This window comes from Microbacterium sp. Z12_35 (assembly GCF_058310475.1).
Window position 1 is genome coordinate 1869514 of sequence record NZ_JBZEGJ010000001.1, and the last position, 26635, is coordinate 1896148.

Genomic DNA, 26635 nt, shown 5'->3' on the forward strand with positions numbered 1-26635 from the left:
CTCCTTGTCGTCAGTTGAGAATGTGCCCGCGAAGAGCCTCGCCGAGCAGTCGTGCGCCCTCGACGGTGGGATGCACGCCATCCCACGTCAATCCTTCGCGGTAGGTGTTCTGTTCGGTCCGCAGCCCCGCCGCGGCATCCGCGAACTCCCAGCCGCGGTCGGCGGCGAGCTGCTGCAGGGCGGCGTTGTAACGCGTCACCGCGTCGGCGCCGAAATCGTTGGGCGGGATGCTGGCGAGCACGACCCGCGCGACGCCGGTCGTGTCCGCGATCCGGGCGAGGTTGGCCGCCGTCTGCTCCGGCGGCACCCCGAAGGCCAGGTCGTTCGTCCCGGCGAGGATGACGAGGACGTCGGCGTCGTAGGGCTGGGCGTTGTCGGCCATCGCCTCGGTCTGCGCCCCGGGCACCGCCCAGCCGCCGGCGAACGTCAGCCGGTCACCTACAGCCCACCGCACCCAGGAGAGCTCCCCGAGTGCGCCGCGGGGAAAATCGGGGCTGTCACCGCCGTGGCTGATCGAGTCACCGACGACCGCCATCCGCAGCGGTGGCGCGGTGCGGGGCGTTGACCCGGGCGTCGCCGTCACCGTCGCCGTCACCGTGGGCGACGGTTCGGGCGAGGAGCTGTCCCCCGAGGCGGCGGACGGATTCGACCCTGCTGAGCGCGCACCGCCCTGCGCGAGCGCCAGGATGAGCACGACCGCGAGAGCGACGACGGCGGTGGTCGCACCGACGGCGGCCCAGAGCCGCGCCCGCGTCTCGGGCGCGTGCGGCTTCGTCATTCCCCGACGCTATCGACACGGTCTGGATGGCGGGTGTACAGCGGAGCGAAAAGTGCGAATCCCCGCTCCGTCAACCCCGCGCCGTGCACGCCTGGACCGCCGCACAATGGGGTGGTCGTCGCCTCCCCCGGTAACGATGGGTCCCCCGGGCTCCCGTCGTCGAGCACAGGTGTCACGCTCCGATGGGACCGGCGTACGGTCGCCGAACGGTTCCCCCGCCGCTCGGCGGCCGTCGCCGGCCGCGGATCGCGCGAGTACCGGGCGACCGGACGGCGGAGCCGGTGTCTCGTCTCGCATCCGGGCGCGCCCCTACGCTGAGACGCATTCGGTCGCGCAGTCCGAGAGGCGCAGATGAGCGATACCCCGCCCGGCGACGAGGTCGACAAGGCGCGAAGCCGCCGCACCTTCCTGAGAGTCTTCGGAGCCGCGGCGACACCGTCGCCGAGCCCCTAGCGGAGGTATCGGAGGAACTACGCGGCGTGTGCGGGGACGGCTACGCGAGCAGTCTTGGCCTGCGGCGCGTCGCTGTGGGCGGGCACCGGCGTGGCCAGGTCGACCGTCAGGCCACCCGAAGAGTTGGCCGAGTTGGCGAGTTCTTTCAGGTACACGGGGTTGAGCATCTCCGGCTCCGCCGTGGTGAAGACGAAACGCAGCGGGATGGCCGGGTGCATCCAGATCGTGGAGCGACCGCCTGGGATGTCTTCCGGGTGTCGCCAGGAGAGCGTGAAGCTCTCCCCGCGACGGAGCTTCGTCGCCGTGACGACCTTGATGTGCGCCAGCAGTCGGTCGGAGACCTCGATGGGCTGGTCCGTGTTCCCGTAAAACAGGTACCCCATGATGCGGTCCTCTCTGCCGACGATCGGTTGATCTGTTATCCGCACGTTACTAGGCAAACTAGCTACTCAGCAAGCGAGGGAAGGTGGCCACCGCGTGAACAAAGAAACCTCACCTCCTGAGTAGTCACCTCGGCTAACTACACTGGGCCTACCCGATACGAGGACCGCTTCCACGCGAGGATGCCCATGACTCCAACGGCCACTCAGGACAGGCTCGACGATGCCGTGCGGGCGGTCGAGCGTCTCCGCCTCTCCGAGTCGCGGCTGTCCCGCCGGCGCCAGAACGCCTGCGGTCCGACCGAGAATGCGCGCGCCGCGATGCGCTACATCCTCGAACGCGCGGACGACGGCGAATCAGTCACCCCCACCGAGATCGCGCACCACCTCGCGGTGTCCACCGCATCCGTCACCGGCATGCTCGATCGCCTGCACGCGGGAGGACTCATCGCCTTCGAGTCGAACCCGCGAGATCGCCGCAGCAAGTTCGTCGTCCCGTTCGACCGCAGCATCGACCTCACCGACATCGACCCGCTCACCGCGCGGATCCGCGAGTTCGCCTCGGCGCTCACACCGACCGAGGCGCAGCACGTCGCAACATTCCTCGACCGCGTGCGCGCGGCCGTCGACGACGAGTGCGCTTAGGCGCGCTCCTGCAGTACGCCCACCGACTCGGCGTCGGGCTCGGGAACGAGGAACAGCCCGTTGGGTCCGTTCGCCTCGTGCATGAGGTCATCCACCCAACGCCGGTTGAGCGACGGCGCCCGGCTGCCGTAGAAGTGGAACACCAGCGGGACGGAGGGGTGAATCCACAAGCTCCGCGACCCGCTGCCGTCGCCGACGCTGTGATGGAACATGAAGGGCTCGCCGCGGCGCAGCTTGTTCATGAAGATCACGCGAAGGTGGGACAACGTCCGATCCTCGATGTCGAACGATCCACCGGAGGTTGCGTAAACCAGTTTTCCCACGTCCGGAGCGTACTACGCGGATTCGGCTAACCATCACGAGCCCCCGTGCCTAACCATCTGCGCACCTCCACCGCGGGTGCTTCTTGTCCCCCAAAAGGGGGACACGTCACGTATACTGTGCCTGGCGGCCCGGCACCGGTCGCCGAGCCCCTGACGGCGTTCACTCCGATCCGCCGCCGGGGGCTTTTCTTCGCCGTCCGCGGGGCGTTCTCAGATAGAGTCCAGGGAAATGATGAGACCGACCTCGCCACCGGCGAATCGTCGTCGCATCCGAAAGATCCTGCTGATCGGCGGCGTCTCTCTCGCGGTCGTCGGACTCATCGCAGCCATCGCTCTCGTCGGCATCCACGCCCAGACCTTCTTCCAGATGATCTCCGCCCGCCCACCCGCCGTAGGAACCACCGTTGTCGCTCCCGACGACTCGAAGGCGGCGCGCGCCCTGGCTGACGGGGATGCAGTCACCCCCGACGAGATCGCGGCCGCCGAGTACCTGGCGGCTCAGCCCACGGCCTACTGGCTGACGCCGGAGGCCGACCCGCTGGAAACGGTCGCGGACCGCATCGCCCACCTGGCCTGGCAGGCCAGGGAGCAGGAGGCGTCCGTCGCCGTGGTCGTTTACGGGCTGCCCGGGCGTGACTGCGGGCAGCACTCCGCCGGGGGGCTCGAGCCGGACGCGTACGTGGCGTGGACCGAGCGCATCGGGCAGGCGCTGCGCAACGCGCAAGACGTTCCCCAGATCGTCATCCTCGAACCCGACAGCCTGGCCCTCGCTCCCGAGTGCGGCAACCTGAACGAGCGCATCGAGCAGCTCTCCGGCGCGGTGGACCGGATGGCGGGCGTGAACAGGTGGATCTACCTCGATGGGGGCCATTCCAGCTGGCTCCCCGCCGAGGAGATGGCCCGCCTCATCCGTGACGTCGGAGTGCTCGACCAGGTGCGGGGCTTCGCGACCAACGTGTCCAACTACCAGACCACGTCGGCGGAGTTCGAGTACGCGCATCAGCTGTCGGAGTTGCTCGACGGCGCCCACGCGATCATCGATACATCCCGCAACGGGGCGGGCCCGGACGGGGATGACTGGTGCAATCCGCCCGGGCGACTGGTCGGCGATCCGGGCGGCACGTACGGCGATGGTGTGGTCGACACCAACCTGTGGATCAAGCCCCCCGGCGAGAGTGATGGCACCTGCTCCGGCGGCCCCGCCGCTGGAGAGTGGTGGCCCGAGGCGGCCGTTGAACTGACGCGGAAGGCGCGCTGAAGCGCGGATCCGCCACGCATGGGGGCGCAGGCATATGGGTGGCCCCGAAGTATGCGAAGATTGCGCTCGACACACAGCGACCGGATCGAGTGAGGCGATGAAAGCATGAGCGACTCTGCGGACGCGCAGAAGACCGCCGTGATCGTCGAGGATGATCCGGATATCAGGCACCTTCTCGTAGAGGTCCTCGAATCGGCTGGGTTCTCGACCGTTTCGGTCGGCAACGGCATCGACGGCGTTCGCGCGGTGATCGCGTATCAGCCGCTGGTCACAACGCTGGATGTCAACATGCCGGGCATCGACGGATTTGAGGCGGCACGCCGCATTCGCGCCCAGTCCGACACCTACATCATCATGCTGACCGGACTCGAGGACGAGGCCGATGTCGTGCTCGGCCTCGGTGCCGGCGCGGACGAGTACGTGGTGAAGCCGTTCCGCCCCCGTGAACTGCGTGCCCGCATCGAGGCGCTCCTTCGTCGCCCGCGCGCGGGGGGAACGCAAGCGATCTCCGGCACTGCGCAGCAGGGGCCGGTCGGGCCCACTTTCCCCGGAGCACGTCCGGTCACGCAGACGATCCCCGGCATGCGTCCGGGCGAGCACGCGTCCGTCCCCACGCAACTGCCGGTGGCATATGACGAGCGCCCTTCAACGGGTCCGGTCCTGGTGCCTTCCACGCAGGGCCCCGAATCGCAGACTGCTCCGGGCACCGAGGTCGCCGAGCGCATCACCGGCGAAGTGGCCGTCATCGACGCGACCTGGCTGGTGCACCGCGACCTGCAGCTCGACCCCGACAGCCGCATCGTGCTGCTGGGTGGTGACGAGCTGGAACTGACCCGCACCGAGTTCGATCTGCTCGCGACCCTGCTGGAGTCCAAGCGCCGGGTGCGGAGCAAGGCCGATCTCACGCTGGTGCTGCGTGGTGAGTCGTACGTCACGAGCTATTTCGTCGGCGACGCCGACAAGCGGGCGATCGAAGCCCATATGACGAACCTGCGCCGCAAGCTGGGCGACAACCCCACCACACCGCGGTACATCGAGACCGTGCGGGGTGTCGGCTATCGCCTGACCTCCGAGCACCTCGCCCCGTAGCCCCCGCTCCCAGCCCGTCCCCTCCCGGTCCCGCACCGAGTCGAGGGCGCCCGCCCCGGACCCTGAGCGAGGAGCCCCCGTCCCGGACCCTGAGCGAGGAGCCCCCGCCCCGGACCCCGAGCGAGGAGCGAAGCGACGAGACGAAGGGTCCGCCGCCCTCCCCAGCCCCGTCCCGGTCCCGGTCCCGGACCGAATCGAGGGGCGCCCGCCCCGGACCCCGAGCGAGGGGCGCCCGCCCCGGACCCTGAGCGAGGAGCGAAGCGACGAGACGAAGGGTCCCCCTCGGTCGACAACAGAGCGCTCTCCCCAAGGGCCGGCGAACGCCGGTTATCCGCATCCGTCCGCCCCGGCCCCGCACCCCGACGTGACGCGAGCTACCGTGCGGGCATGGGCTTCGTCTACATGTTGAGGTGTCACGACGGCTCCCTCTATACGGGAAGCACAACCGATCTCGACCTGCGCCTGGCGCAGCACCAGTTCGGGGAAGGCGCGCAGTACACGCGAACGCGTCTGCCCGTGGAGCTGGTGTGGTTCAGCGAGTTCGATCGTATCGATGAGGCGTTCGGCTGGGAGAAGCGTATTCAGGGATGGAGCCGGGCGAAGAAAGAGCTGCTCATCGCCGGCCGTTACGACGAGCTTCCCGGATGGAGCCGCCGCACACGACGGCGCTGACGCGTGGTCTCCCCGTCACTCGCTCCTGTCCGGCGGGAGCGCACACCAGAGAGTTTCCGGGCCGCGTACGGGGCGACGCTTCGTCTCGCTGCGCTCGCTCAGCGTCCGGGGGCCAAGACGGACCGGTCCCGGACCCTGAGCGAGGGAGCGCAGCGACCGAGACGAAGGGTCACACCGAGCACGGGGCGACGCGGCACGGGGCGACGCTTCGTCTCGCTGCGCTCGCTCAGCGTCCGGGGGCCAAGACGGACCGGTCCCGACGGGGTACGGGGCGACGCTTCGTCTCGCTGCGCTCGCTCAGCGTCCGGGAGCCGAGACGGACCGGTCCCGGACCCTGAGCGAGGGAGCGCAGCGACCGAGACGAAGGGTCCCACGCCGGAGCGACGCTTCGTCTCGCTACGCTCGCTCAGCGTCCGGGGGGCAGGGCCGACCCGTTCCGACGCGGCACGGGGCGACGCTTCGTCTCGGTCGCTCGCGCAGCATCCGGGGGCGGCCACTCGATCGAGGGCCGGACGCAGGTCGGGAGGAGAAGTGCACTCCGGAGGCAGGGCCCGGGCAGCCCGCCCTTCCGATTGCACTTCTCCTCCCCGACCGCCCGGTAGATCACCCCAGGGATCTACCAGCCTCTGCAGCCCCAAACAGCAGAGGGGTTTCCGGGTGCTCCGGCCCTCCCCAGGGCCAGCGCACCCGCATTTCTGATGCGTTCAGGTCGCATCAGACCTTGTATCCGTGTTGGCGACGGAACAGCTTTCCCACCATGAGCACGGTCTGCAGCACGGTGACGACACCGACGATCGGCCAGCCGATCCAGAGGATCGAGGACTGCACGACCGGACCCACGAGGTTCCAGACGACGGCCATCGCCACCGCCACCGCGAGGAGGACGATCAGCGGGGCCCAGTGGCCGAGCCCCCCGCCCTTCTCCGCCTGCGCCTGCATGGCCCAGTTGTCGACCTTCTTGCGGGAGAAGAACCGGCTCCAGGAGCGGACGAAGTGGCTGAGACGCACCCACATGAACGCTTCGGCGGGGAGGAAGATGGCGGCGAAGAGGATGTCGCGAGCGTTGCATTCCTTCATCGTGCGGGCGATGCGTATGTTGAGCGCGATCGCCATCCCCACCGGGATGAGCCACCACGGCGAGAACACGAACGCATTGATCGACAGCGAACCGGCCAGCAGCGTGAAGAACGCCACGCGCACGAAGAGGTTCGTCAGCATGCCGAAGTTCTCCAACCAGCGCACCCGCAGATTCGGGTGGAAGGGCTGGCCCTTGGTGTCGCCACGCTGACCCGGCCACATGAGCTCGATGGCACCGTAGGTCCACTTGACCTGCTGTGCGTCGTAGCCGGAGAGCGTGGTCATCCCGCCGACGTTCGCGCGAGCGTAGGGGCTGATCTTGGTGAGGTAGCCGGCGCTCTTGATCTGCAACGACAGCAGAGAGTCCTCGACCTCGGAGTCGCGCACCCATGGCGTGCTCTGGTGGTTCTGCTGCATCGCGTCGCGCAGGGCGTTCGTGGCGAAGATCGAGAACTGTCCGCCGAGCACCGCCATGTTGCGGCCGCGCAGCAGATTCTGCAGGTTGAATGCCGCGAACTGTGTGCGCTGGCCGGCGATGAGGAACCTCGCCAGGAGGCCCTTGATGCGGCGGTCGTCGATCGAGTAGATCGCCGAGATGCCGCCGATACGCGAGTCGGCGACGGCCTCCGACTCGAGGTACTCGACTGCCTTCGGGTCGGCGATGGTGTCGCCGTCGACCCCGAGCAGGTAGTCGTAACCCTCGACCAGGGAGTAGCCGTAGTTGAGCGCGCCGACCTTCTTGTCGGGGTTCTTGCCGATGTCGTGGACGAAGACCTCGGTGAACTGCTCGCCCAGGTCGGTGGAGATCTCGTGCGGGCCGCTGTACTGCGAGGCGATCTTGACCGTGTTGTCAGAGGTGTTGTTGACCACCACGTGGATGACGTCGGGCACCCGCGTCTGGTTCAGCAGGGCCTCGATGACCTCGGCGATCGACTCTTCCTCGTTGTACGCGGGGATGATGCAGCCGATGGTCGACCGGTGGACCGTGGTGTTCTCCAGCACGGAAGAGAACTCGTCCGGGAATCCTGCATCCGATGCAGTCGGAACGTCCTGGTGCGCGAACAAAGGCGCATTCGCCGGGCGGGCGAGGGAGGTGCGCGGTTTGTTCACGGTTTCTCTTCCTGATCTGCGGAGGTCGTCGGCGCTGCCGGCAGGAACAACACTCCGACACCCGCCGCGAGGAACGCCCCATGTCTCGCCAGCACCACCGCAAGGTTCGCGCAAGAAAGCTGCGGCGAGCGCGGTCACCGTCATCAGAAACAGGCCCGCCTGGATGGCGCGGCCGGGGACACCCGGGTCAGTAGACTGCACCGTATGGCAGTCGCGAACAGCCTCCCGGCGACGTCGCCTGCCGATGGCCTTCTTCCCGAGGAAGAGGGCGATTCACCCGAGAGCCGGACCCGATCGATCTGGTTGCTGCAGCTCGTGCTGGCGGCGAGCGTCGTGGTCACCGTACTCGTGGTGCAGGCGCTGGAGCCGACGCTCTTCGGCCTCTGGACCTTCTCCACGGGCATCGCGATCATCATCGCTCTGACGGCGGTGACCCTCATCGTGCCGTGGCGTCGCGTGCCGCGGGACGCGGTCCTGCTGGTGCCCTTCGTCGACCTCGTCGGCGTCAGTTTCCTCGCGTTCAACAGTGAGCTGCGGTTCGGGTTCTTCTGGGTCTTCCCCATCATCTGGATCGCGACGCACTTCGCCCTGCCCGCGCTCATCACGGCCCTGGCCGTGGTGGGGGCCGTCATCATCCTGGACGCCACGCTGACGGGCCTGGGCCCCGATACCGCCGTGCGGCTCATGGTCGTCCTCCTCGCACTGACCTTCATCGGTCTCACGACGTACCTCTCCGCCCGTCAGAGCCGTGCGTTCAAACACCTCCTGCGACGGCAGGCCAGCCGGCTCCAAGGCACGCTCTCCCGCGTGAGCGGCCAAGAGCGGCGCGTCTCGCAGATGCTCAACGGCCTCGACACCGGCATCGCGCGCCTCTCCCGCGGTGGCGAGGTGCTCGCCCTCAACGAGACATATGTGTCGCTGTACGCCATCGACCGCGACGATCCCAAGCGCCCCGGCGGCTCGGTGGAGTACGCCGCGCTACGGGGGGAGCCTCTGCCCGAAAGCGACCGCCCGTTCGCCCGTGCCGCACGCGGCGAGCTGTTCGAGGATGAGCGGGTGTGGCTGTTCGACACGCACGGCGAATGGCACGCGCTGTCCGCATCCACGCGACGGCTCACCCCCTCCACCGACGAGCCCGACACCACGCTGCTCATCGTCCACGACATCACCGCCCTCATCGAGGCCGAGCGGGCGCGCGAGCGACTCGCGGCGGTCGTCTCCCACGAGTTGCGCAACCCGCTGACGGCGATCATGGGTCATGCCGAACTGGCCCTCGACGGAGACGCTCTGGCACCGAAGACCCGCGAGCAGTTCCAGGTCATCGAGAACGCCGCCGAGCGGATGCAGACCCTGATCTCCGAGATCCTCGCCGGATCGCGCGCCGAGGCGCGCGATCACAAGGTGGACTCCTCCGCCGACTGCCGCCGCATCCTCGACGCGTCGCTGGAGTCCTTCCGGCCGGCGGCAGACGGACGCCGTGTGCAGGTGACGATCGACGCCCCGGAGGCTCTTCCCGTGCGCGGCGACGCCTTCCGGCTGCGTCAGGCGATCGACAACATCCTCAGCAACGCCATCAAGTACACCCCCGGGGGCGGGTCGGTCCGCATCTCGGGCAGGCAGCGCGACGGGCGAGTCGTCCTGGACTTCGCCGACACCGGGATCGGCATGGCCGCGGAAGACATCCCGCGCATCTTCGACCCCTACTTCCGAGCGCGGACGGCTCAGGAAAGCTCGACCCCCGGCACGGGGCTCGGAATGGGGATCGTGCGCACAATTGTGGAAGAGCATCGGGGTACGCTTGGCGTCGAAAGCGAGCAGGGCACCGGCACCACGGTAACGATCAGCCTGCCGACCGGCGCGGAGGCATGACGCAGTCCATGGGTTCGCTCGCCGTTGAAAATCTCGGGATCGCTCAGGCCGTCGTTGCCGCGCTTGGCACGGTCATGATCATCGGGCTGGGCTTCCTCCAGCGCCCTTCCCGCCCATCGCTGCTGTGGTCGCTCGCCTTCATCCTGGCCATGGTGAGCACATGGGTGAGCCTCGCCGGCGAAGCGCTCGGCAACGAACCGGTGCGACTGCTCGGGCTGGGGCTCATGCTCGGCGCGCCCGCCCTCATCTGGTCGGGCTTCCGAGCGCGACGTGGTGTGCGCGCCCTCCCCTGGATCGGGCTGGTTCAGTCGCTGGTCTCCGCCGCCGCCCTCGTCCTCGCCGGCGGCACCGACGTGTATGGACTCATCTTCCGCGTGCTGTTCTTCGGCGCATCCGTCTTCGCGGGCCTGACGTTGCTGGAGATCCGCCGCTCAGCCGACCGCTACGACCGCCTGGTGATCCCGCTCGGTCTGGTTTCGGCGGCCTTCCTCATCGTCGGCGCCTTCACGCTGCTCGTCGGGCTCGTCTTCCCGACCGGCATCGGCAGTGATCTCGCCTTCGTCCGGACGCTCAACGCACTGGGCATGCTCATCTACCTCGTCTGCGCGACGGTGAGCCTGCTGTTCTTCACCTCCGTCTCGCCGGTGGGCGTCCACACCGCAGCGTCCTGGCCGCAGTTCACCGTCACCGCCACCGACCGCCTCGCCCGCGCGCGCGCCGGCGCCGAGACGTCGTGGGCGCTGCTGGCCGTGCGCATCGACGACCCCGAGGAGATCCGCGCGGCCGCGGGCGATGCCCCCTTCGCCCGCATCGTCGAGCGGTTCGAGCGAACCGTCCGGACCTCTTTCCCCGCCGAGGCGGACATCGGTCGTGACGGCCGCGGACGGATGGTCGTGCTCATCGACCGCCCCGGCGCCGTGCTGCGCGAACATGTCCGCACGCTGCTCCGGGAGATCACCGAGATGGATGCGGCGCAGCCGATCTCCGTGCAACTATCGGCGAGCGTCGGGTGGGCGCCGGCCGACGTCGTCGGATACGACTTCGCCGCCCTGCTCGCCGCCGCGCAGCACGCCTGCGACGAGGCATCGGAGCGCGGCGGAGACCGCTGGCAGCGGATCGGCGCATAGCCTCAGTCGTCGGTGGCGCTGGGGCTGGCACCCCCACCGGCGATGGCGATCCGGACGCCGTCGGTGGCGGTCTGCTTGGCGTACTCGTTCGAGGTCGGTGTGGTCTGCACGAGGAACTCGTACGTGAACTGCAGCGTCACATGCGTCGCGGCGTCGGGGACGGCGCCGATGCGAAAGGTCTGCGAGTAGCTGTACGGCGGAAGGACGGGATACCCGGCGGTCTGGTTCGACTGGTCGACCTGGGCCTCGAGCGGCGGGAAGGTCTCGGTCGCGTTGGCAGGGACGGCGATCATCGACACGCGCTGCAAACCCACCTGCTGGCCGTCGTTCGGTGTGACCGTCGTCGTCATCGACATGCTGATCGGCTTCAGAGCGCCGGGTGTCCACTCGTCCATGGAGAGCGTCGACCAGTAGTCGACAGCGGCCGCGACGGCGCCTGCCTGCAGCGCACGCTCGGTCGATCCGCTGGAGAGGTCGTTGGGTACCGGCTGGGGGACGGGGGGTGCGGAGCGCGTCGGCGTCGGCGTCGCGCCTCCGGCGTCGGCGACATCCCACGGGGCGGGTCCACAACCGGTGAGGGCGAACACCGCCGTCAGAGCGGCCGCGGCGCCGACTCGTGCGCGGCGACCGGCGGATCGAACCATGAGGCACCCTTCGTCGTTCGCCGCCAGTCTAGGGGGAGCGGACCCACCCCCTCGCGTAGGACATCCCCCCGGGCTCGCCTAGGGTGAATCGGGTGACCGAATACCCCGTGAGCCGCTCTCGAGAGGTCGCGGGCCGCGTCGTCGCGTGGATTCTCGCCGCCGTGCTGGCCGTCGTCGTTCTCGGCGCGGTGTGGATCGGCGTGCGGGGTGTGCTCGCCTACGGGCACCTCACCGACGCCCGCGCCTCCGCCGCTGACGCCGAGGCCGCTCTCGCCGACCCGTCGAAGGCGGCCGACGTCGTGGAGAGGATCGCCCGCGACACGTCCGCCGCCCGTTCGCTCACCGGCGACCCGGTCTGGGCGCTGGCCGAGGGCGTGCCGTGGATCGGCCCGCAGTTGAGCGCGATCTCGACGATCACTCAGGCCGCTGACGACGTCGCCACCCACGCCATCGCCCCCCTCGCCCAGGTCGCGACCTCCTTCTCGGTCGACTCGCTCCGGCCTCAGAACGGCCGCTTCGACATCGCTGCCCTCGCGGCCCTCAACGAGCCGGCCACCCGGAGCGCCGCGCGCCTCGCCGACGCGTCGGCCGAGGTGGCCAGCATCCCCACCGATGCGCTCGTCGCGCCGCTGCGTCAGCCGATCACAGAAGTGCAGACCCTTTTCCGTGATGTCGCATCCGGCGCCGACGCCCTGCAGCGGGCCACGGCTCTCATGCCCGCGATGCTGGGTGCCAACGGGCCGCGCGACTATCTCGTGCTCTTCCAGAACAACGCCGAGTGGCGCTCGCTGGGCGGTATCGCCGGCGCCATGGCCGTTGTGCACGCCGAGGGTGGCACGATCGCGCTCAGCGCTCAGGGCTCGACGAGCGACTTCCGGCGATACACCGATTCGGTGCTGCAGCTTCCCGCCGACGTCGAGCAGATCTACCACGAGCGGCCCGCGCTCTACGTGCAGAACGTCACGCAGGTTCCTGATTTCACCGTCGGCGCGCCCCTCGCGCGGGAGATGTGGAAGCGCGAGTTCGGCACCGAGGTCAGCGGAGTCGTCGCGGTGGACCCGGTGGCCCTGTCCTACCTTCTCGAAGCGACGGGACCTGTGACGCTCCCCACCGGCGACGTGCTGTCGGCGGAGACGGCGGTGCCCCTCCTGCTCAACGAGGTGTACCAGCGCTACGAGCGGCCGGTCGATCAAGACGCGTTCTTCGCCGCCGCCACCGCGGCCGTGTTCGGCACGCTGTCATCCGGCGCCGTGGATCCCGCCAAACTCATCGCGGCACTGGGCAAGGCCGGGCAGGACCGGCGCCTGTACCTGTGGAACGCCGACCCGGCCGAGCAGGCGATTCTGGACGGCACGAGCCTGCAGGGGCGCCTGCCGCACACGGATGCGAAGAGCACCGAATTCGGCGTGTACCTCAACGACGGCACGGGCTCGAAGATGGACTACTACATGAACGTCGCCACGGCGGTGGGATGGTGCACCGACACCGAGGGGTCGCCGGATGCGGTGCTGACGGTGCGGCTGCGCAGCGATGCGCCGGCGGATGCGGCGTCCCTGCCGGACTACATCACGGGCGGGGGCGCCTTCGGTACTCCCCCAGGCACGACGGAGAGCGTGGCCTACCTTTATCTGCCGGCCGGATCGGAGATCGTCACCGCGGAGGGTGCGAGCCCGGTACCCGGTGAGACGGTCGGCTTCGGCGGAGGAGTGCACGACGGTCGGCGCGTTCTGTCTTGGGCGACGTACCTCCGCCCAGGAGAAGAGGCGACGGCGTCGATACGGGTCCGGACGCCGCATACCCCGAGCCTTGATGTCGTCACCACCCCCACCGCTCACCCGGTCGAGGCAGCCGCCCTCCCCGACGGTTGCCGACCCTCGGAAGGATAGACTGGCGTCGCGCTGTGCGCAGTTCCTTCCCTCCCCCGGAAGCGGTTCGATGAATAAGCTCTTCCCCCGCGTCGTCGCCACCGTGGCGCTCGCAGCCGGCGCCGTGTTCGCCGTGCCAATGGCAGCCACGGCATACCCCGACGATGACGCGGCGCGCGTGTCGGATGCCGCGATCGAACCCGGCGGCACCGTGAGCCTCACCGTCGCTGACGGCACGTTCGCCCCGAACGAGCCGGCGACCATCACCGTCACCGGGGAGAACGGTGCCGACGTGACGTTCGGCATGGTGCGTGCTGCCGTCTCCACAGCGACCTTCCGCGACGCCACGACCAACGCCGAGGGCGGACTGGACCCCGTGCGCCTCACCTTCCCCTCCGACGCGCGAGGCGCCTATACGATCGCCGTCTTCACCTCGTCGTCGCCGGGTGACACCGTCACCGTCACCGTCAACGGCCTGAGCGCCACCGGGGCGGACTTCGGTCCGTACCTGGGCATCTGGGTCGGCGGTGGCGCGCTGGCCGTCGCGGGCGGGGCCGTCGCGGTGGCGACCGCCGTCGTCCGGCGCCGGCGGGACGCCGCCTAAGGCACCGTGCGGCTCAGGCCACGTCGGCCGCTCGCGCCGCGGACACCTGGGCGGTGACGAGGATCGGCAGATGGTCGCTCGACCCCTGTGGCAGCGTGCTGATGTTCTCGATGTCGAACAGGTAGGACGTGGCGAAGTCGTAGTGGCCACGGAAGAACCGGTACCTCGTGTACGTGCGCGCGTCGCTGAGCGTCAGCTCGTACCCTTGCGCTCGCACCTGCTGCCCGAGGTTCTCCTTGAACACCGGGTAGTTGTAGTCGCCCACCATGAGGGCCGGCAGCCCCGCCCCGAGGTTCTGCAGCTCCGCGAGCGCCGTCCGGATCTGATGCCGTCGGAGAGAGTTCAACGCGGTCAGGGGGGCAGCGTGGAACGACGCGACGATGATGTCGCGACCGTGGTCGATGTCGTGCAGACGCACCCCCAGCATCCGCTCTTCGGCGGGCCGGAGCACGTAGTCGTGCAACGACTTCTTCAGCGCGATGGCGCGCACCTCCACCGGACGGAAGGTGTTGGCCCGGTAGTAGACGGCGAGCCCCAAGCGGTTGCGCTGCGTGGCCTCGGCCAGCCGCAGGCCCCCGATCTCGTCGGGCATCTCCCGGGTGTCGCATTCCTGCAGACAGAGGACATCGGCACCGTGGCGCTGGACCAGCGTGACCAGCTCGCCGGCGGCGCGGTGCTTGCGCAAGTTGTACGAGATGACTCTCATTTCGTTCCCACCCTGGCATACCGTGCCGGCGGACGGAGAGGATTGACACGGACCCTCAGCGTTCCCCAAGTGGGCTCATAGCCGTCACTCCGCATCGCGGCGATTGCGGGTCTGGTCGGCCCGTTGGGCGAGCAGGTCGTCTGCCGGATATCCCACCTCGAGGAGCGCGAGCCCTCGGGCGGCGAGCACCTTCGTCGCTGGGGTGCGGATGCCCCCGTCCCGGATCTGCGCGACCTCGCCGATGTCCAGGCGCCCCTCTCCCACGGCGGCGCACGCACCCACGAGCGCGCGCACCATGCTGTGACAGAACGCATCCGCCTTCACCTCGGCGACGAGCACGCCGGATGCATCCCGCTCCCACCGGAAATCGAGCAGGGTCCGGATCGTGGTGGCCTCATCCCGCGGCTTGCAGTACGCGGCGAAGTCGTGGAGACCGATCAGCGACCGAGCGGCAGCATCCATCGCCGCCTCGTCGAGAACAGCACGCACCGTGGTGGTGCGGTGCCGCTCGAGCGGATCGTATCCGGCCGCGGCATCGGCCAGCCGATAGCGGTACCGGCGCCACACCGCGGAGAAGCGCGCATCGAATCCGTCGGGAGCGAGGCTCGAGCGCGTCACCGTCACGTCCGGGTACGCACCGAGGATCCCCCGCACGCGGCCCGCGAGCGCGGCGACGGGGTCTCCCCCACGGCGCCCCTGCGGCAGGCGCAACTGCTGCGCCTCGTCGAGGTCGATGTGGGCCACCTGGCCCAACGCATGTACACCCGCGTCGGTGCGGCCGGCCACCACGAGCCGGGGTCGCGTGCCCAGGATGCGGGTCAGCGCCGCTTCGAGCGTGCCCTGCACGGTGCGCAGGCCCGGCTGAGTCGCCCAGCCGCGGAAGTGCGTCCCGTCATAGGCGATATCGAGACGGATGCGCACCCGCTCAGCCTAATCGGGGTTGATGGAGGGCTCCGCTGGTCTCGTCAGAAGTGGCGGGTGAGCACGCGCTCGCGATCGGTGGCTGAGAATCCCAGGCGCTCGTAGAGGCTGTGGGCACCGGTCGGACTGGCCGTGTCCACGTCCAGCACCGCCTTCTGCAGCCCGGCCGCACGGGCAGCCTCCAGAGTGCGGGCGACGACGGTGGGAGCGTAGCCGCGTCCACGACGATCGCGGACGACACCGATGAGGTCGATGTACGTGTTCGGCGCTCCCAGCGCCTCCCAGTCGTCCTCGTTCACCGAGGCGAGGCAGAACGCGACGATGCGGCCGTCCTCGACGAGGAGGGTGGACAGGTCAGGGCGCAGGAAGGGGCCGTCGACGAATGTCCGCCACGCGTCCTCGGCCGAGGGCAGGCTCGACCAGTGGTCGCGGAACGCGTCGTTGCGCGCAGCGAGAGCATCCAGCGCCCGGTCGGGCGTGTAGGCCTCCAGCGACGCGCCGTCCGGCGCGGGTCGCTGCGGGATCGGGTCGCCGAGGTCGCGGACCATCGTGGTGAACCACCGCTCCGTGGCCATCCCCAGCCGCTCGGCGAGGGCCGCCGCATCCGTGTTCCGCTCCTCGGTGTAGAAGGCCACCTGGCCCGGGAGAGGAGCGTCGATCGAGGCCAGGTGCTGCAGGGCGCGGTCGTACGCCCAACGCAGAGCGACCGCGCCGATGCCGCGCCGGCGGTACTCGGGGTGCACCGCGCCGTCGAAATACACCTTGGGGGCGATGTCGCGGGAGGGGTGGAAGATCGCGCTCGAGACCGCCACGAGGGTGCCATCCGCGGCGAACGCGAGGACGGTGTCGCGCGCATGGTCGATGTGCGCCACCGCGAACGTGTCGGCGACCTCCTCCCGCGGGGTGGTGTACGTCGGGTGGTCGACCCGGCCGGCTGCAGCGAGCAGCGCGTGCATCGCGTCGATGTCATCCGGTGTCGCGCCGCGCCAGCGCGCCACCTCGGGGTGCTGGGGCGCCGCGATCTGCACGGGCGCGGGTACTCGCGCGGCCAAAGGGAGATCCATCACTCGTTCATCCGTCACCGATTCAGCCTACGACGAGACCCCCGTCCGAAATGGACGGGGGTCTCGGTCGATCCGGGAAGGATGCTACTTCTTCGCGTCCTCGGCAGCAGCCTCGGCGGCTTCGCCCTCTTCGGGCGACTCGGCACCGGCCTCGGCCGACGCGTCGTCCGCAGCATCCGCCTCGGTGACCTCGTCGGTCACCTCGGTCTCGGCAGCATCCTCGGCGACGGGTGCGTCCTCGGCGGGTGCGTCCTCGGCGACCGGTGCGGCGGCGGGTGCCGTCGCGCGAGACGTCTTGGTGGACTTCACCTTCGGGGTCACGGGCTCCAGGACGAGCTCGATGACAGCCATCGGGGCGTTGTCGCCCTTCCGGTTGCCGATCTTGGTGATGCGGGTGTAGCCACCCGGGCGGTCGGCGACCAGCGGCGCGATCTCGGTGAAGAGGACGTGCACGACCTCCTTGTCACCGATCACGCTCAGCACCCGGCGGCGCGCGTGCAGGTCGCCGCGCTTGCCGAAGGTGATGAGGCGCTCGGCGAGCGGACGCAGGCGCTTGGCCTTGGTCTCGGTCGTCTGAATCGACTTGTGCGTGAACAGGGCCGCGGCGAGGTTCGCAAGCAGCAGACGCTCGTGGGCGGGACCGCCGCCGAGGCGGGGACCCTTCGTGGGCTTGGGCATGTCTCAGTTACTCCTGGAAGGTCTCGTGTCGGGAAGCCGCGGTCAGACGGTCTCTTCGTCGTAGCCGCCGTAGAACTGGGCGCCGTCGAATCCGGGCACCGAGTCCTTGAGCGACAGACCGAGCGAGGTGAGCTTGTCGCGCACCTCGTCGACCGACTTCTGACCGAAGTTGCGAATGTTCATGAGCTGCGTCTCCGACAGGGCGACGAGCTCCGACACGCTGTTGATGCCCTCGCGCTTGAGGCAGTTGTACGAACGCACCGACAGGTCGAGGTCTTCGATCGGCATGGCCAGCTCGTTGGAGAGAACGGTCTCCACCGGCGCGGGGCCGATCTCGATACCCTCGGCCTCGACGTTCAGCTCGCGGGCGAGGCCGAACAGCTCGGTCAGGGTGCGGCCGGCGGAAGCGACGGCGTCGCGCGGGGCCATCGAGGACTTGCTCTCGACGTCCAGCACGAGCTTGTCGAAGTCCGTACGCTCCCCGGCGCGCGTGGCATCCACGCGGTAGCTGACCTTGAGGACCGGCGAGTAGATCGAGTCGATCGGGATCTGACCGGCCTCGGCGTACTCGTTGCGGTTCTGGGTCGCCGAGACGTAGCCACGGCCACGCTCGATGGTGAGCTCGAGCTCGAACTTGGCGGTGTCGTTGAGGGTCGCGATCACCAGATCCGGGTTGTGCACCTCGACGCCCGCGGGGGCGGAGATGTCAGCCGCGGTGACCTCGCCGGCGCCGGTCTTGCGCAGGTAGGCGGTGATGGGCTCGTCGCGCTCGCTGGAAACGACCAGCTGCTTGATGTTGAGGATGATCTCGGTGACATCCTCTTTCACACCCGGGATGGTGCTGAATTCGTGCAGTACGCCGTCGATGCGGATGCTGGTGACGGCGGCACCGGGGATGGAGGACAGGAGGCTGCGACGCAGCGCGTTGCCGATGGTGTAACCGAAGCCGGGTTCGAGCGGCTCGATGACGAAGCGGCTGCGGAACTCCCCGATCTTCTCCTCGGTCAGAGTGGGACGCTGTGCGATGAGCACTATGGGTTCCTTTCGATCACGTGCCCGCTATATGACACGTGCGGTGGGTGAGATGTTGAGTTGTACTCGGGGATGCCGGGGGCTCCGCAGGAGCGGAACCCCGCGGCATCCGCGTGGAAGAGAGGGGGACTGGGTCAGACGCGGCGGCGCTTGGGCGGGCGGCAGCCGTTGTGCGCCTGCGGGGTGACGTCCTGGATGGACCCCACCTCGAGGCCGGCGGCCGTCAGCGAGCGGATCGCGGTCTCGCGACCCGAACCCGGACCCTTGACGAAGACGTCGACCTTCTTCACGCCGTGCTCCTGCGCCTGACGGGCGGCGGACTCGGCCGCCATGCCCGCGGCGTACGGGGTGGACTTGCGCGAGCCCTTGAAGCCCACGCCACCGGAAGACGCCCAGCTGATGACAGCGCCGGACGGGTCGGTGATCGAGACGATCGTGTTGTTGAACGTCGACTTGATGTGGGCGTGGCCCAACGCGATGTTCTTCTTCTCCTTGCGACGCGGCTTGCGCGCAGCGGACTTGGCCTGTGCCATGGTGTGCGGTTCTCCCTAAATCCTGGGGCGCCGGCGGAGCCTAGCGCGCCTTCTTCTTGCCGGCGACCGTGCGCTTCGGACCCTTGCGGGTACGCGCGTTGGTCTTCGTGCGCTGCCCGCGCACAGGGAGGCCGCGACGGTGGCGGATGCCCTCGTAGGAGCCGATCTCCACCTTGCGGCGAATGTCGGCGGCCACCTCACGGCGAAGGTCACCCTCCACCTTGTAGGTGCCCTCGATGTGGTCGCGGAGCTCGACGAGCTGGTCGTCGGTAAGGTCCTTGACGCGAACATCCGGGCCGATGCCGGTTGCCGCGAGGATCTCGTTCGAACGGGTACGGCCAACGCCGTAGATGTAGGTCAAGGCGATGACCACGCGCTTGTCGCGCGGGATGTCGACGCCGGCGAGACGTGCCATGCGGATCTCCAAAGGAGTGTCGTGGAGGTGTGGAGCAGGATCGGTGCCCGGGCCTCCGCCCCGAGGTGTCCCCCGCATCCGGTTGCCCCGATGCGGGTTCTGATCCTGCCGTTATGTGTTCAGTTGTGGTCGTGAGGGCTGCGGCTCGTCGGCTAAGCCGCCGCGCCCAGCCGGAACGTCAACCCTGGCGCTGCTTGTGACGCGGGTTGCTCTTGCAGATCACCATCACCCGGCCGTGGCGGCGGATGACCTTGCAGTGATCGCAGATGGGCTTGACGGAGGGATTGACCTTCATGATTTCCTGTTCGCTGTCTTCGTACCGCGCCGGAGCGCGGCCGTTACTTCTCGACCGGTCTTAGCGGTAGCGGTAGACGATTCGGCCCCGCGTGAGGTCGTAGGGGCTGAGCTCCACGACGACACGGTCTTCGGGGATGATGCGGATGTAGTTCTGCCGCATCTTGCCGGAAATCGTGGCGAGCACCTTGTGTCCGTTGGTCAACTCAACACGGAACATCGCGTTGGGCAGGGCCTCGGAGATGACACCCTCGATCTCGATGACACCGTCTTTCTTCGCCATATACTCGCTATCGCTTGTTGCAGACCGGTCGGTCTGCGGTGGATGGGGTTCGGTGCTGTGACACGCCAATAGAGGCGCAACGCACCAAAGATCAAGCATACGTGGTATTGCGCCGTCCAGCAACCAGAGCCGCCCTCGCCCGTCCGCCCTCGCCCTCGCCCCGCCCTCGCCCGCCCTCGTCCCGCGAGAAACGACGATCCGGACGAGAAACGGCGCGACGCATCCTGTCTCGTCCGGATTGTGGTTTCTCGCGGGCGTGGAGGGCGCACGCACTCCTCCTCCCCGGCGGGCGGATGGCGCGGGTTCTCCACGGGGAAGCGCGAGCGCGGGGATGCTGCGCATCCGCGGGCCCACCATGGCGGGATGCTGCTTCTTTCCGGTCACACGCTCGCACCGTCTCCCGTTCCCCTCCTCCGCACGCGGGACGCCGAAGACGCGGGGTTGCGCCTCCGCAACGACGATCGCCGCGTGAGAGTACGACCCGGGGTGTACGCGCCGCGCCACCTGTGGGAGGGACTCAAACCCTGGGAACGCTACCTGGCGCGAGTGCACGCCTTCGCGTCGGTCTCGCCGGGAGCGGTCTTCTGCCTGGAATCCGCCGCTTCTCTCCTCGGCCTCCCGTTGTTCGGCGAGCCCCGCGACATCCACGTGTACGACCCCGGCCGGGCTCGATCGCAGCGGTTCGGCGACGTGGCCGTCCACACGAGCGCCGACCCGCGCGTGATCAGTGCGGGGAGCATCTCCCTCACGTCCCCGGCCGACACCACGGTCGATCTCATCCGCGCCCTCCCACCGGCCTTCGGACTCGCCGTCGGTGACGCCGCACTGCGTGCGTTCCCGACCATCCTGAGCCCGGAGTTCCTGACTCAGATCGCCGGCACCCAGGTGAACGGCCGAGGGAGCAGGCGCCTGCGGTGGGCACTCCCCCGGCTGGATGGTCGCGCGGAGTCGGTCGGCGAATCGGTCAGCCGGGCCGTGATGGAGTGGAGCGGCTTCCCTCCCCCGCAGCTCCAGCACGTGTTCCACTACGAGGGATTCGAGGACCGCTCCGATTTCTACTGGCCGACGTACCGCGCGATCGGCGAATCCGACGGCTACGACAAGTACACGACCGACCCCGGGGAGGCGGCGCAACGGATCCGCAAAGAGAAGCAGCGCGAAGACCGCCTCCGACGCTACGAGCGCGGTTTCGCCCGCTGGGATCTGGCCGGAGCGACGCGCGTCACCCCCCTCTGCACCGCCCTCACGCACGCCGGGGTGCCGCAGCTCTTCGCTCCCCAGCACCCGATGCTGGCGACCCTCCGCCCCCATCCGCGCTCCCGCTGAGCGAGAAACGACGTTCCGGACGAGACATGACGCGTCGCGCCGTTTCTCGTCCGGGATGTCGTTTCTCGCCGGGGGTGCGAGGGACGAGACGGGAGGGACGAGGGACGGGAGGGACGAGGGGGCTAATTCAGGCGGGCCACGATGTCGGCCTGGGGGTCGCCGGTCAGGTCGGTGGCGTTCGCCAGCACCTGGCCGTTCACCACGATCGTCGGCGTCGAGATGCCGGGCGAGCCCTCCTGCTCGGGGGTTTCGCGGGTCATCGCCGTGGCGAAGCGCGTGTACGTGCCGTCGGTGATGCACGAGGCCACATCGCCGGAAGCTCCGGCCTGCTGGGCGATCGCGATGATCTCCTCGTCGGTCAGGCCCGACGACCCCTCCTCCGGCTGGTTCGCGAACATCCCCTGCACGAACGGCAGCACGGCATCGGGAGCGTCCTCGGCGACGCAGTACGCAGCAGCGGCCGAGCGCGTCGAGAACTCCGTGCCGTCCGAGGCGCGGTCCAGGATCGAGATGGGGTGGATGTTGAGGGTGATGCTGCCGTCGGCGACGAGCTCCTCGAGCGTCGGACCGTACGCCTGCTCGAACTGGTTGCAGATCGGGCACATGAAGTCGATGTAGGTGTCCACCGTGTCCGGGCCGTCACCGACGGCGATCGCTCCGGTGGAGGCATCCACGACGGGGCTGTCCGGCGCCTCGCCGGCGGAGTTCGCCACGGCGTTCCCCCACCACACGGCGACGGCGACTCCGATGAGCACGACCACCACGGCGGCGGTGACGCCGATGGCGAACCAGTTGACCTTGCGCTCCGCAGCCATGATTACTCGATCTCCTTGGGAATCACGCCGAACGGGGCAAGCTGCTCCGCGCCGCCGTCGGGCGCAGTGAGCACCCAGATGCCACCAGCGTGCACCGCGACGCTGTGTTCCCAGTGTGAGCCGTCCGACCCGTCGAGGGTCGAGACGGTCCACCCGTCGTCCTCGACGAACGTCTCCTGGTCGCCCGCGACCACCATCGGCTCGATCGCGACGGCCAGTCCGGGACGAACCTCGGCGCCGGGCTCGGGCGTGCGGTAATTGAACAGGCTCGGCGACTCGTGCATCTTGCGGCCGATGCCGTGCCCCACGTAATCGCGCAGAATGCCGTACGCGCCCGTCGAAGGACTGTGCGCCTCGATGTGATCCTGGATGGCCGCACCGACCTCACCCAGGTGCGACGCCGACGCCAGCGCGGCGATCCCGGCCCACAGCGACCCTTCGGTCACCTCCGACAGCCGCCGCCGCGCGGCCACCACCTCCGCCGGGGCATCCCCGGGCACGACGACGCTGATGGCCGAATCGCCGTTCCACCCCTGCAGCTCCGCCCCCGCGTCGACCGAGACGAGGTCGCCCGCCTGCAGGACGCGGTCGCCGGGGATCCCGTGCACGACCTGCTCGTTCACCGAGGTGCAGAGAGTATGCCGGTACCCGCGCACGAGCTGGAAGTTCGAGCGAGCGCCCCGCGAGCGGATGACGCGGGATGCCTCGGCATCGAGCTCGAGCGTCGTCACACCCGGCGCGATCATCGTGCGCACCGCGTCCAGCGCGGCCGCGGTGATCAGGCCGGGTTCGATCATGGCCCGCAGCTGCGCGGGGGTCTTGTAGAGGGAGGAGCGGAAGATCACGTCAGGCCGCGGTCGAACGACCGAGGCCGCGTGACTCGAGCGCTGCGAAGATGCGCTCGGTCACCTCATCCAGCGTCCCCACCCCGTCGATCTCGTCGACGATGTTCCGGGTGCCGTAGACGCCGAGGATCGGCGCCGTCTCGGACTCGTAGATCGCCAGGCGGTGAGCGATGGCCTGGTCGCTGTCGTCCGCGCGACCCTGCTCCTCGGCGCGCTTGGTCAGCCGCTCGATCGACACTTCGCGCGGCACGACGAGAGCGATCACCGCGTCGAGTGTCTCCGCGCGCCCCTCGAGGAAGTCGTCGAGCTGCAGCACCTGAGCGAGGTTGCGGGGGTAGCCGTCGAGGAGGAACCCGCTCGCGGCATCCTCCTTCGACAACCGGTCGCGCACCACGGCGCTGGTGAGCTCATCGGGAACCAGGCGACCCGAGTCGATGATCTCCTTCACCTGCGTCCCCAGCTCCGTGCCGTCCGCGACGTTGGCGCGGAACACATCGCCGGTCGAGACCACGGGGATGCCGAACGCTTCGGCGATGCGGACACCCTGGGTGCCCTTGCCCGATCCTTGCGGACCGACGATGAGCAGACGTGCGGCTGAGGTCATCAGCGGAGGAGCCCTTCATAGTGACGCTGCTGAAGCTGCGCGTCGATCTGCTTCACCGTCTCGAGACCGACACCGACGATGATCAGGATCGACGCGCCACCGAACGGGAAGTTCTGGTTGGCACCGACCGTGGCCAGGGCGATGAGCGGCAGCAGAGCGATGAGGCCGAGGTAGATCGACCCGGGCAGCGTGATGCGGGTGAGGACGTAGTCGAGGTACTCCGCGGTCGGGCGCCCCGCCCGGATGCCGGGGATGAAGCCGCCGTAGCGCTTCATGTTGTCGGCGACGTCGACCGGGTTGAACGTGATCGCGACGTAGAAGTAGGTGAACCCGATGATCAACAGGAAGTACACCAGCATGTACAGCGGGTTGTCGCCCGTGGTGAAGTACTGCGAGATCCACACCACCCAGCCGGGGGCTTCCTGCCCCGCCTGCGGCTGGTTGAACTGGGCGATCAGCGCGGGGATGTACAGCAGCGACGAGGCGAAGATGACGGGCACGACACCGGCCATGTTCACCTTGATCGGGATGTACGTGTTGGTGCCGCCGTAGGTGCGTCGCCCCACCATCCGGCGCGCGTACTGCACCGGGATGCGGCGCTGCGACTGTTCGACGAACACCACGAGAGCGACGACCAGGATTCCGACGCCCAGCACGAGGAGGAAGACCTCGAAGCCGCGCGCCTGCCAGATCGACCACATGGCGGCCGGGAAGGTCGCGGCGATCGAGGTGAAGATGAGGATCGACATGCCGTTGCCCACGCCGCGCTCGGTGACGAGTTCGGCGAACCACATGATGAGGCCGGTACCGGCGGTCATCGTGATGATCATGAGCAGCTGCGCCCACCACACGTCGTTGGTGAGCAGGTTCTCGCACTCGGGGATACCGACGCCCAGCAGCTGCCCGCTGCGTGCCACCGTGACGAGCGTGGTCGACTGCAGCAGCGCCAGGGCGATCGTGAGGTAGCGGGTGTACTGCGTCAGACGGGACTGGCCCGCCTGGCCCTCTTTGTAAAGGGTCTCGAAGTGCGGGATGACCACGCGGAGCAGCTGCACGATGATCGTCGCGGTGATGTAGGGCATGACGCCCAGCGCGAAGATCGACAGCTGCAGGAGGGCGCCACCGGAGAACAGGTTCACCAGGGACAGGAGGCCCTCAGTGGTGCCCTGCTGGTCGAGGCACGACTGCACGTTGGGGAAATCCACGAACGGCGTAGGGATGTGTGCGCCGAACCGGTAGATCGCAATGATGCCCAAGGTGAAGGCGATCTTGCGACGCAGGTCAGGCGTGCGGAAGACCCGCGCGATGGCGCTGAACAAGTGGATTCCTCCAGAGTGGTTCCGGCGCGCAGAGGCGCACAGACAACCAGGGTAACCCAGAGGGCCGGAGGCTAGCGCTCTCCGGCCCTCTGAGGTGCAGGCGAGGTCAGTTGACCGAGCCGCCCGCCGCGACGATCTTCTGCTCGGCAGAACCCGAGACCTTGTCGACCGTCACGTTCAGCTTCACCGAGATGTCGCCGGTGCCGAGCACCTTGACCTTCTCGTTCTTGCGCACAGCACCCTTGGCGACGAGGTCGCCGACGGTCACCTCGCCACCGGCGGGGTACAGCTCCGCGAGCTTCTCCAGATTCACGACCTGGTACTCGACGCGGAACGGGTTCTTGAACCCGCGCAGCTTCGGAGTACGCATGTGCAGCGGCATCTGGCCACCCTCGAACCCGATCCGCACCGAGTAACGGGCCTTGGTGCCCTTGGTGCCACGGCCCGCGGTCTTACCCTTGGAGCCTTCACCGCGACCGACACGGGTCTTCGCGGTGTGGGCACCCGGGACCGGCCGGAGGTGGTGCACCTTGAGCACGCCGGGGCGCGTCGCGGGAGCAGCGGTCTTCGCAGCGGCGGGCTTGGTCGCCTTGGCGGCGGCGGGCTTGCGCGCCGGCGCCTTCTTGGCGGGCTTGTCGGCCGCCGTTTCGTTTTCAGCCATCAGTCGATCTCCTCAACCTTGACGAGGTGGGCGACGGTCTTGACGTAGCCGCGCGTCTGCGCGTCGTCGGGACGGACGACAGCGTCGCCGATCCGCTTGAGACCGAGGCTGCGCAGCGTGTCACGCTGGTTCTGCTTCTCGCTCACCTTGGACTTGATCTGGGTCACCTTGAGTCGGCTCGCCATCAGACACCTGCCTTCGCCGCAGCGGCGGCCTTGGCCTCGTTGCGGATGATGATGCCGGGCACGACGGCGTCGTACTCCAGGCCGCGGCGAGCGGCCACGGCACGGGGCTCCTCGAGCTGCTTCAGTGCGGCGACCGTCGCGTGCACGATGTTGATCGTGTTCGACGAGCCGAGCGACTTCGACAGGATGTCGTGGATGCCGGCGCACTCGAGTACGGCGCGCACCGGGCCACCGGCGATAACACCGGTACCGGCAGCCGCGGGACGAAGCAGGACGACACCGGCTGCGGCCTCACCCTGCACCGGGTGCGGGATGGTCGAGCCGACGCGCGGGACACGGAAGAAGTTGCGCTTGGCCTCTTCGACGCCCTTCGAAATCGCCAGGGGCACCTCGCGGGCCTTGCCGTATCCGACGCCGACGACACCGTTTCCGTCTCCGACGACCACGAGGGCCGTGAAGCTGAACCGACGACCGCCCTTGACGACCTTCGACACGCGGTTGATCGTCACGACGCGCTCGAGGAACTGGCTCTCGTTGCGGTCGCGCGATCCACGGTCACCACGGTTGGGGTTGCGCTCGCGGCCGCCGCGGCGGGCCTCACGAGGCTCGCGGCTGGCGTCGGCCGTGCCGGCCGTGGCCGTCTCGGCCGTGGCCGGTGCGGCCTGGGACGCGTCGGTCACTTCGGTCTCCTTGTTGTCACTCACAGGTTCAGCCCTCCTTCGCGGGCGCCATCGGCGATCGCGGCGACGCGACCTGCGTACCGGTTGCCACCGCGGTCGAAGACCACGTCGGTGACACCGGCGGCCTTCGCGCGCTCGGCGACGAGTTCGCCGACCTTGCGGGCCTTGGCGGTCTTGTCACCGTCGAGGGCACGCAGGTCCGTCTCGAGGGTGGATGCAGAGGCCACGGTGTGGCCCTTGCTGTCGTCGACCAGCTGGACGAAGACGTGGCGCGCCGAGCGGGTCACGACGAGACGAGGACGAACCTCGGTGCCGACGACCTTCTTGCGAAGGCGCCCGTGACGACGGCTGCGGGCGTCAGACTTTGACTTGAGAGCCAT

Annotated in this window: 31 protein-coding genes; 9 read left to right on the forward strand and 22 right to left on the reverse strand. The window is 68.8% G+C overall.

What is annotated here, in order from left to right; genetic code table 11:
- Window positions 1–10: 10 nt before the first annotated feature.
- Window positions 11–778 (reverse strand): SGNH/GDSL hydrolase family protein, encoded by a 768-nt coding sequence (locus tag AC4FS1_RS09040; RefSeq protein WP_491154342.1) that lies wholly within the window; start codon window positions 776–778, stop codon window positions 11–13.
- A 470-nt stretch (window positions 779–1248) separates the two neighbouring features.
- Window positions 1249–1614 carry a DUF7882 family protein gene (locus tag AC4FS1_RS09045; protein ID WP_491154343.1) on the reverse strand — a complete coding sequence of 122 codons (366 nt, stop codon included), beginning with the start codon at window positions 1612–1614 and terminating at the stop codon, window positions 1249–1251.
- A 186-nt stretch (window positions 1615–1800) separates the two neighbouring features.
- On the opposite strand from AC4FS1_RS09045, the gene AC4FS1_RS09050 reads away from it, so the two are divergent.
- A complete protein-coding gene (locus AC4FS1_RS09050; RefSeq protein ID WP_491154345.1) occupies window positions 1801–2256 on the forward strand; it encodes a MarR family winged helix-turn-helix transcriptional regulator in 456 nt (151 codons plus the stop codon).
- Here the strand turns inward: AC4FS1_RS09050 and AC4FS1_RS09055 are convergent.
- Entirely contained in the window at window positions 2253–2579 is a 327-nt protein-coding gene (locus AC4FS1_RS09055) for a DUF7882 family protein (protein ID WP_491154347.1), read from the reverse strand. The genes AC4FS1_RS09050 and AC4FS1_RS09055 overlap by 4 nt on opposite strands.
- A 229-nt stretch (window positions 2580–2808) precedes the next feature.
- Between AC4FS1_RS09055 and AC4FS1_RS09060 the strand changes: the two genes are divergently transcribed.
- The 3 genes from AC4FS1_RS09060 (at window position 2809) to AC4FS1_RS09070 (ending at window position 5598) form a co-directional block, all read left to right on the forward strand.
- Entirely contained in the window at window positions 2809–3837 is a 1029-nt protein-coding gene (locus AC4FS1_RS09060; RefSeq protein ID WP_491154349.1) for a glycoside hydrolase family 6 protein, read from the forward strand.
- Window positions 3838–3942: 105 nt separating this feature from the next.
- On the forward strand, window positions 3943–4926 hold the full coding sequence (locus AC4FS1_RS09065) for a response regulator transcription factor (protein WP_491154351.1): 984 nt from the start codon (window positions 3943–3945) through the stop codon (window positions 4924–4926).
- A 387-nt stretch (window positions 4927–5313) separates the two neighbouring features.
- Complete coding sequence (locus AC4FS1_RS09070) at window positions 5314–5598, forward strand: GIY-YIG nuclease family protein (RefSeq protein WP_491154353.1); 285 nt, start codon at window positions 5314–5316, stop codon at window positions 5596–5598.
- Between the two features lie 714 nt (window positions 5599–6312).
- On the opposite strand, the gene AC4FS1_RS09075 is transcribed toward AC4FS1_RS09070, so the two are convergent.
- Window positions 6313–7740, reverse strand: a complete 1428-nt coding sequence (locus AC4FS1_RS09075; protein ID WP_491155690.1) for a glycosyltransferase family 2 protein — start codon at window positions 7738–7740, stop codon at window positions 6313–6315.
- A 249-nt stretch (window positions 7741–7989) separates the two neighbouring features.
- On the opposite strand from AC4FS1_RS09075, the gene AC4FS1_RS09080 reads away from it, so the two are divergent.
- On the forward strand, window positions 7990–9654 hold the full coding sequence (locus AC4FS1_RS09080) for a sensor histidine kinase (protein WP_491154355.1): 1665 nt from the start codon (window positions 7990–7992) through the stop codon (window positions 9652–9654).
- Entirely contained in the window at window positions 9651–10781 is a 1131-nt protein-coding gene (locus tag AC4FS1_RS09085) for a hypothetical protein (RefSeq protein WP_491154356.1), read from the forward strand. Before AC4FS1_RS09080 ends, AC4FS1_RS09085 begins: the two co-directional genes overlap by 4 nt.
- A 2-nt stretch (window positions 10782–10783) precedes the next feature.
- Here the strand turns inward: AC4FS1_RS09085 and AC4FS1_RS09090 are convergent, their stop codons facing one another.
- Window positions 10784–11425 (reverse strand): hypothetical protein, encoded by a 642-nt coding sequence (locus tag AC4FS1_RS09090; RefSeq protein ID WP_491154357.1) that lies wholly within the window; start codon window positions 11423–11425, stop codon window positions 10784–10786.
- Window positions 11426–11517: 92 nt separating this feature from the next.
- On the opposite strand from AC4FS1_RS09090, the gene AC4FS1_RS09095 reads away from it, so the two are divergent.
- Both AC4FS1_RS09095 and AC4FS1_RS09100 read left to right on the forward strand, forming a co-directional pair.
- Entirely contained in the window at window positions 11518–13311 is a 1794-nt protein-coding gene (locus tag AC4FS1_RS09095; RefSeq protein ID WP_491154358.1) for a DUF4012 domain-containing protein, read from the forward strand.
- Window positions 13312–13360: 49 nt separating this feature from the next.
- Window positions 13361–13894 (forward strand): cell wall protein, encoded by a 534-nt coding sequence (locus tag AC4FS1_RS09100; protein WP_491154360.1) that lies wholly within the window; start codon window positions 13361–13363, stop codon window positions 13892–13894.
- 13 nt (window positions 13895–13907) lie between these two features.
- On the opposite strand, the gene AC4FS1_RS09105 is transcribed toward AC4FS1_RS09100, so the two are convergent.
- From AC4FS1_RS09105 to infA, 9 genes are all read right to left on the reverse strand, one after another.
- On the reverse strand, window positions 13908–14600 hold the full coding sequence (locus tag AC4FS1_RS09105) for an endonuclease/exonuclease/phosphatase family protein (protein WP_491154362.1): 693 nt from the start codon (window positions 14598–14600) through the stop codon (window positions 13908–13910).
- Between the two features lie 84 nt (window positions 14601–14684).
- Window positions 14685–15521, reverse strand: coding sequence for a tRNA pseudouridine(38-40) synthase TruA (gene truA, locus AC4FS1_RS09110; protein WP_491154363.1), 837 nt, complete (start codon window positions 15519–15521; stop codon window positions 14685–14687).
- A gap of 44 nt (window positions 15522–15565) precedes the next feature.
- Window positions 15566–16603, reverse strand: coding sequence for a GNAT family N-acetyltransferase (locus AC4FS1_RS09115; protein WP_491154365.1), 1038 nt, complete (start codon window positions 16601–16603; stop codon window positions 15566–15568).
- A 66-nt stretch (window positions 16604–16669) separates the two neighbouring features.
- Complete coding sequence (gene rplQ / locus AC4FS1_RS09120; protein ID WP_491154367.1) at window positions 16670–17263, reverse strand: 50S ribosomal protein L17; 594 nt, start codon at window positions 17261–17263, stop codon at window positions 16670–16672.
- A gap of 42 nt (window positions 17264–17305) precedes the next feature.
- The gene (locus AC4FS1_RS09125; protein ID WP_491154368.1) at window positions 17306–18295 is read right to left on the reverse strand and encodes a DNA-directed RNA polymerase subunit alpha; all 990 of its coding nucleotides are present in this window, start codon (window positions 18293–18295) and stop codon (window positions 17306–17308) included.
- A gap of 134 nt (window positions 18296–18429) precedes the next feature.
- Window positions 18430–18828, reverse strand: coding sequence for a 30S ribosomal protein S11 (gene rpsK, locus AC4FS1_RS09130; protein ID WP_023954078.1), 399 nt, complete (start codon window positions 18826–18828; stop codon window positions 18430–18432).
- Window positions 18829–18868: 40 nt separating this feature from the next.
- Window positions 18869–19243: a 30S ribosomal protein S13 gene (rpsM, locus tag AC4FS1_RS09135; RefSeq protein ID WP_491154371.1), complete on the reverse strand. Its 375-nt coding sequence runs from the start codon at window positions 19241–19243 to the stop codon at window positions 18869–18871.
- A gap of 178 nt (window positions 19244–19421) precedes the next feature.
- On the reverse strand, window positions 19422–19538 hold the full coding sequence (gene rpmJ / locus AC4FS1_RS09140; RefSeq protein WP_005050492.1) for a 50S ribosomal protein L36: 117 nt from the start codon (window positions 19536–19538) through the stop codon (window positions 19422–19424).
- 60 nt (window positions 19539–19598) lie between these two features.
- The gene (gene infA / locus AC4FS1_RS09145) at window positions 19599–19820 is read right to left on the reverse strand and encodes a translation initiation factor IF-1 (RefSeq protein WP_028496510.1); all 222 of its coding nucleotides are present in this window, start codon (window positions 19818–19820) and stop codon (window positions 19599–19601) included.
- Window positions 19821–20183: 363 nt separating this feature from the next.
- On the opposite strand from infA, the gene AC4FS1_RS09150 reads away from it, so the two are divergent.
- Window positions 20184–21146: a hypothetical protein gene (locus AC4FS1_RS09150; RefSeq protein WP_491154376.1), complete on the forward strand. Its 963-nt coding sequence runs from the start codon at window positions 20184–20186 to the stop codon at window positions 21144–21146.
- A 122-nt stretch (window positions 21147–21268) separates the two neighbouring features.
- Here the strand turns inward: AC4FS1_RS09150 and AC4FS1_RS09155 are convergent, their stop codons facing one another.
- From AC4FS1_RS09155 to rplR, 8 genes are all read right to left on the reverse strand, one after another.
- The gene (locus AC4FS1_RS09155; protein WP_491154378.1) at window positions 21269–21961 is read right to left on the reverse strand and encodes a DsbA family protein; all 693 of its coding nucleotides are present in this window, start codon (window positions 21959–21961) and stop codon (window positions 21269–21271) included.
- Window positions 21962–21963: 2 nt separating this feature from the next.
- Window positions 21964–22806, reverse strand: coding sequence for a type I methionyl aminopeptidase (gene map / locus AC4FS1_RS09160; RefSeq protein WP_491154380.1), 843 nt, complete (start codon window positions 22804–22806; stop codon window positions 21964–21966).
- 1 nt (window position 22807) lies between these two features.
- Window positions 22808–23410 (reverse strand): adenylate kinase, encoded by a 603-nt coding sequence (locus AC4FS1_RS09165; RefSeq protein WP_491154381.1) that lies wholly within the window; start codon window positions 23408–23410, stop codon window positions 22808–22810.
- Window positions 23410–24729: a preprotein translocase subunit SecY gene (secY, locus tag AC4FS1_RS09170; protein ID WP_491154383.1), complete on the reverse strand. Its 1320-nt coding sequence runs from the start codon at window positions 24727–24729 to the stop codon at window positions 23410–23412. The genes AC4FS1_RS09165 and secY overlap by 1 nt, the downstream gene beginning before the upstream one ends.
- 106 nt (window positions 24730–24835) lie before the next feature.
- Window positions 24836–25390 carry a 50S ribosomal protein L15 gene (rplO, locus tag AC4FS1_RS09175; protein WP_491154385.1) on the reverse strand — a complete coding sequence of 185 codons (555 nt, stop codon included), beginning with the start codon at window positions 25388–25390 and terminating at the stop codon, window positions 24836–24838.
- Window positions 25390–25575, reverse strand: coding sequence for a 50S ribosomal protein L30 (gene rpmD / locus AC4FS1_RS09180; RefSeq protein ID WP_135063347.1), 186 nt, complete (start codon window positions 25573–25575; stop codon window positions 25390–25392). Before rpmD ends, rplO begins: the two co-directional genes overlap by 1 nt.
- Window positions 25575–26279 (reverse strand): 30S ribosomal protein S5, encoded by a 705-nt coding sequence (gene rpsE, locus AC4FS1_RS09185; RefSeq protein WP_484510412.1) that lies wholly within the window; start codon window positions 26277–26279, stop codon window positions 25575–25577. The genes rpmD and rpsE overlap by 1 nt, the downstream gene beginning before the upstream one ends.
- Window positions 26276–26635: a 50S ribosomal protein L18 gene (gene rplR, locus AC4FS1_RS09190; protein ID WP_491154387.1), complete on the reverse strand. Its 360-nt coding sequence runs from the start codon at window positions 26633–26635 to the stop codon at window positions 26276–26278. Before rplR ends, rpsE begins: the two co-directional genes overlap by 4 nt.

What these genes read in the sequence shown, in the direction of transcription:
- rplQ (WP_491154367.1), bottom strand. Translation starts at nt 17,263, where the DNA reads ATGCCCAAGCCCACGAAGGGTCCCCGCCTCGGCGGCGGTCCCGCCCAC.
- AC4FS1_RS09090 (WP_491154357.1), bottom strand. Translation starts at nt 11,425, where the DNA reads ATGGTTCGATCCGCCGGTCGCCGCGCACGAGTCGGCGCCGCGGCCGCT.
- infA (WP_028496510.1), bottom strand. Translation starts at nt 19,820, where the DNA reads ATGGCGAAGAAAGACGGTGTCATCGAGATCGAGGGTGTCATCTCCGAG.
- rpmD (WP_135063347.1), bottom strand. Translation starts at nt 25,575, where the DNA reads ATGGCGAGCCGACTCAAGGTGACCCAGATCAAGTCCAAGGTGAGCGAG.
- AC4FS1_RS09040 (WP_491154342.1), bottom strand. Translation starts at nt 778, where the DNA reads ATGACGAAGCCGCACGCGCCCGAGACGCGGGCGCGGCTCTGGGCCGCC.
- AC4FS1_RS09060 (WP_491154349.1), top strand. Translation starts at nt 2,809, where the DNA reads ATGATGAGACCGACCTCGCCACCGGCGAATCGTCGTCGCATCCGAAAG.
- AC4FS1_RS09155 (WP_491154378.1), bottom strand. Translation starts at nt 21,961, where the DNA reads ATGGCTGCGGAGCGCAAGGTCAACTGGTTCGCCATCGGCGTCACCGCC.
- AC4FS1_RS09150 (WP_491154376.1), top strand. Translation starts at nt 20,184, where the DNA reads ATGCTGCTTCTTTCCGGTCACACGCTCGCACCGTCTCCCGTTCCCCTC.
- AC4FS1_RS09105 (WP_491154362.1), bottom strand. Translation starts at nt 14,600, where the DNA reads ATGAGAGTCATCTCGTACAACTTGCGCAAGCACCGCGCCGCCGGCGAG.
- AC4FS1_RS09080 (WP_491154355.1), top strand. Translation starts at nt 7,990, where the DNA reads ATGGCAGTCGCGAACAGCCTCCCGGCGACGTCGCCTGCCGATGGCCTT.
- AC4FS1_RS09100 (WP_491154360.1), top strand. Translation starts at nt 13,361, where the DNA reads ATGAATAAGCTCTTCCCCCGCGTCGTCGCCACCGTGGCGCTCGCAGCC.
- AC4FS1_RS09070 (WP_491154353.1), top strand. Translation starts at nt 5,314, where the DNA reads ATGGGCTTCGTCTACATGTTGAGGTGTCACGACGGCTCCCTCTATACG.
- rpmJ (WP_005050492.1), bottom strand. Translation starts at nt 19,538, where the DNA reads ATGAAGGTCAATCCCTCCGTCAAGCCCATCTGCGATCACTGCAAGGTC.
- rplO (WP_491154385.1), bottom strand. Translation starts at nt 25,390, where the DNA reads ATGGCTGAAAACGAAACGGCGGCCGACAAGCCCGCCAAGAAGGCGCCG.
- AC4FS1_RS09045 (WP_491154343.1), bottom strand. Translation starts at nt 1,614, where the DNA reads ATGGGGTACCTGTTTTACGGGAACACGGACCAGCCCATCGAGGTCTCC.
- AC4FS1_RS09050 (WP_491154345.1), top strand. Translation starts at nt 1,801, where the DNA reads ATGACTCCAACGGCCACTCAGGACAGGCTCGACGATGCCGTGCGGGCG.
- AC4FS1_RS09165 (WP_491154381.1), bottom strand. Translation starts at nt 23,410, where the DNA reads ATGACCTCAGCCGCACGTCTGCTCATCGTCGGTCCGCAAGGATCGGGC.
- rpsK (WP_023954078.1), bottom strand. Translation starts at nt 18,828, where the DNA reads ATGGCACAGGCCAAGTCCGCTGCGCGCAAGCCGCGTCGCAAGGAGAAG.
- AC4FS1_RS09085 (WP_491154356.1), top strand. Translation starts at nt 9,651, where the DNA reads ATGACGCAGTCCATGGGTTCGCTCGCCGTTGAAAATCTCGGGATCGCT.
- rplR (WP_491154387.1), bottom strand. Translation starts at nt 26,635, where the DNA reads ATGGCTCTCAAGTCAAAGTCTGACGCCCGCAGCCGTCGTCACGGGCGC.
- rpsM (WP_491154371.1), bottom strand. Translation starts at nt 19,243, where the DNA reads ATGGCACGTCTCGCCGGCGTCGACATCCCGCGCGACAAGCGCGTGGTC.
- AC4FS1_RS09065 (WP_491154351.1), top strand. Translation starts at nt 3,943, where the DNA reads ATGAGCGACTCTGCGGACGCGCAGAAGACCGCCGTGATCGTCGAGGAT.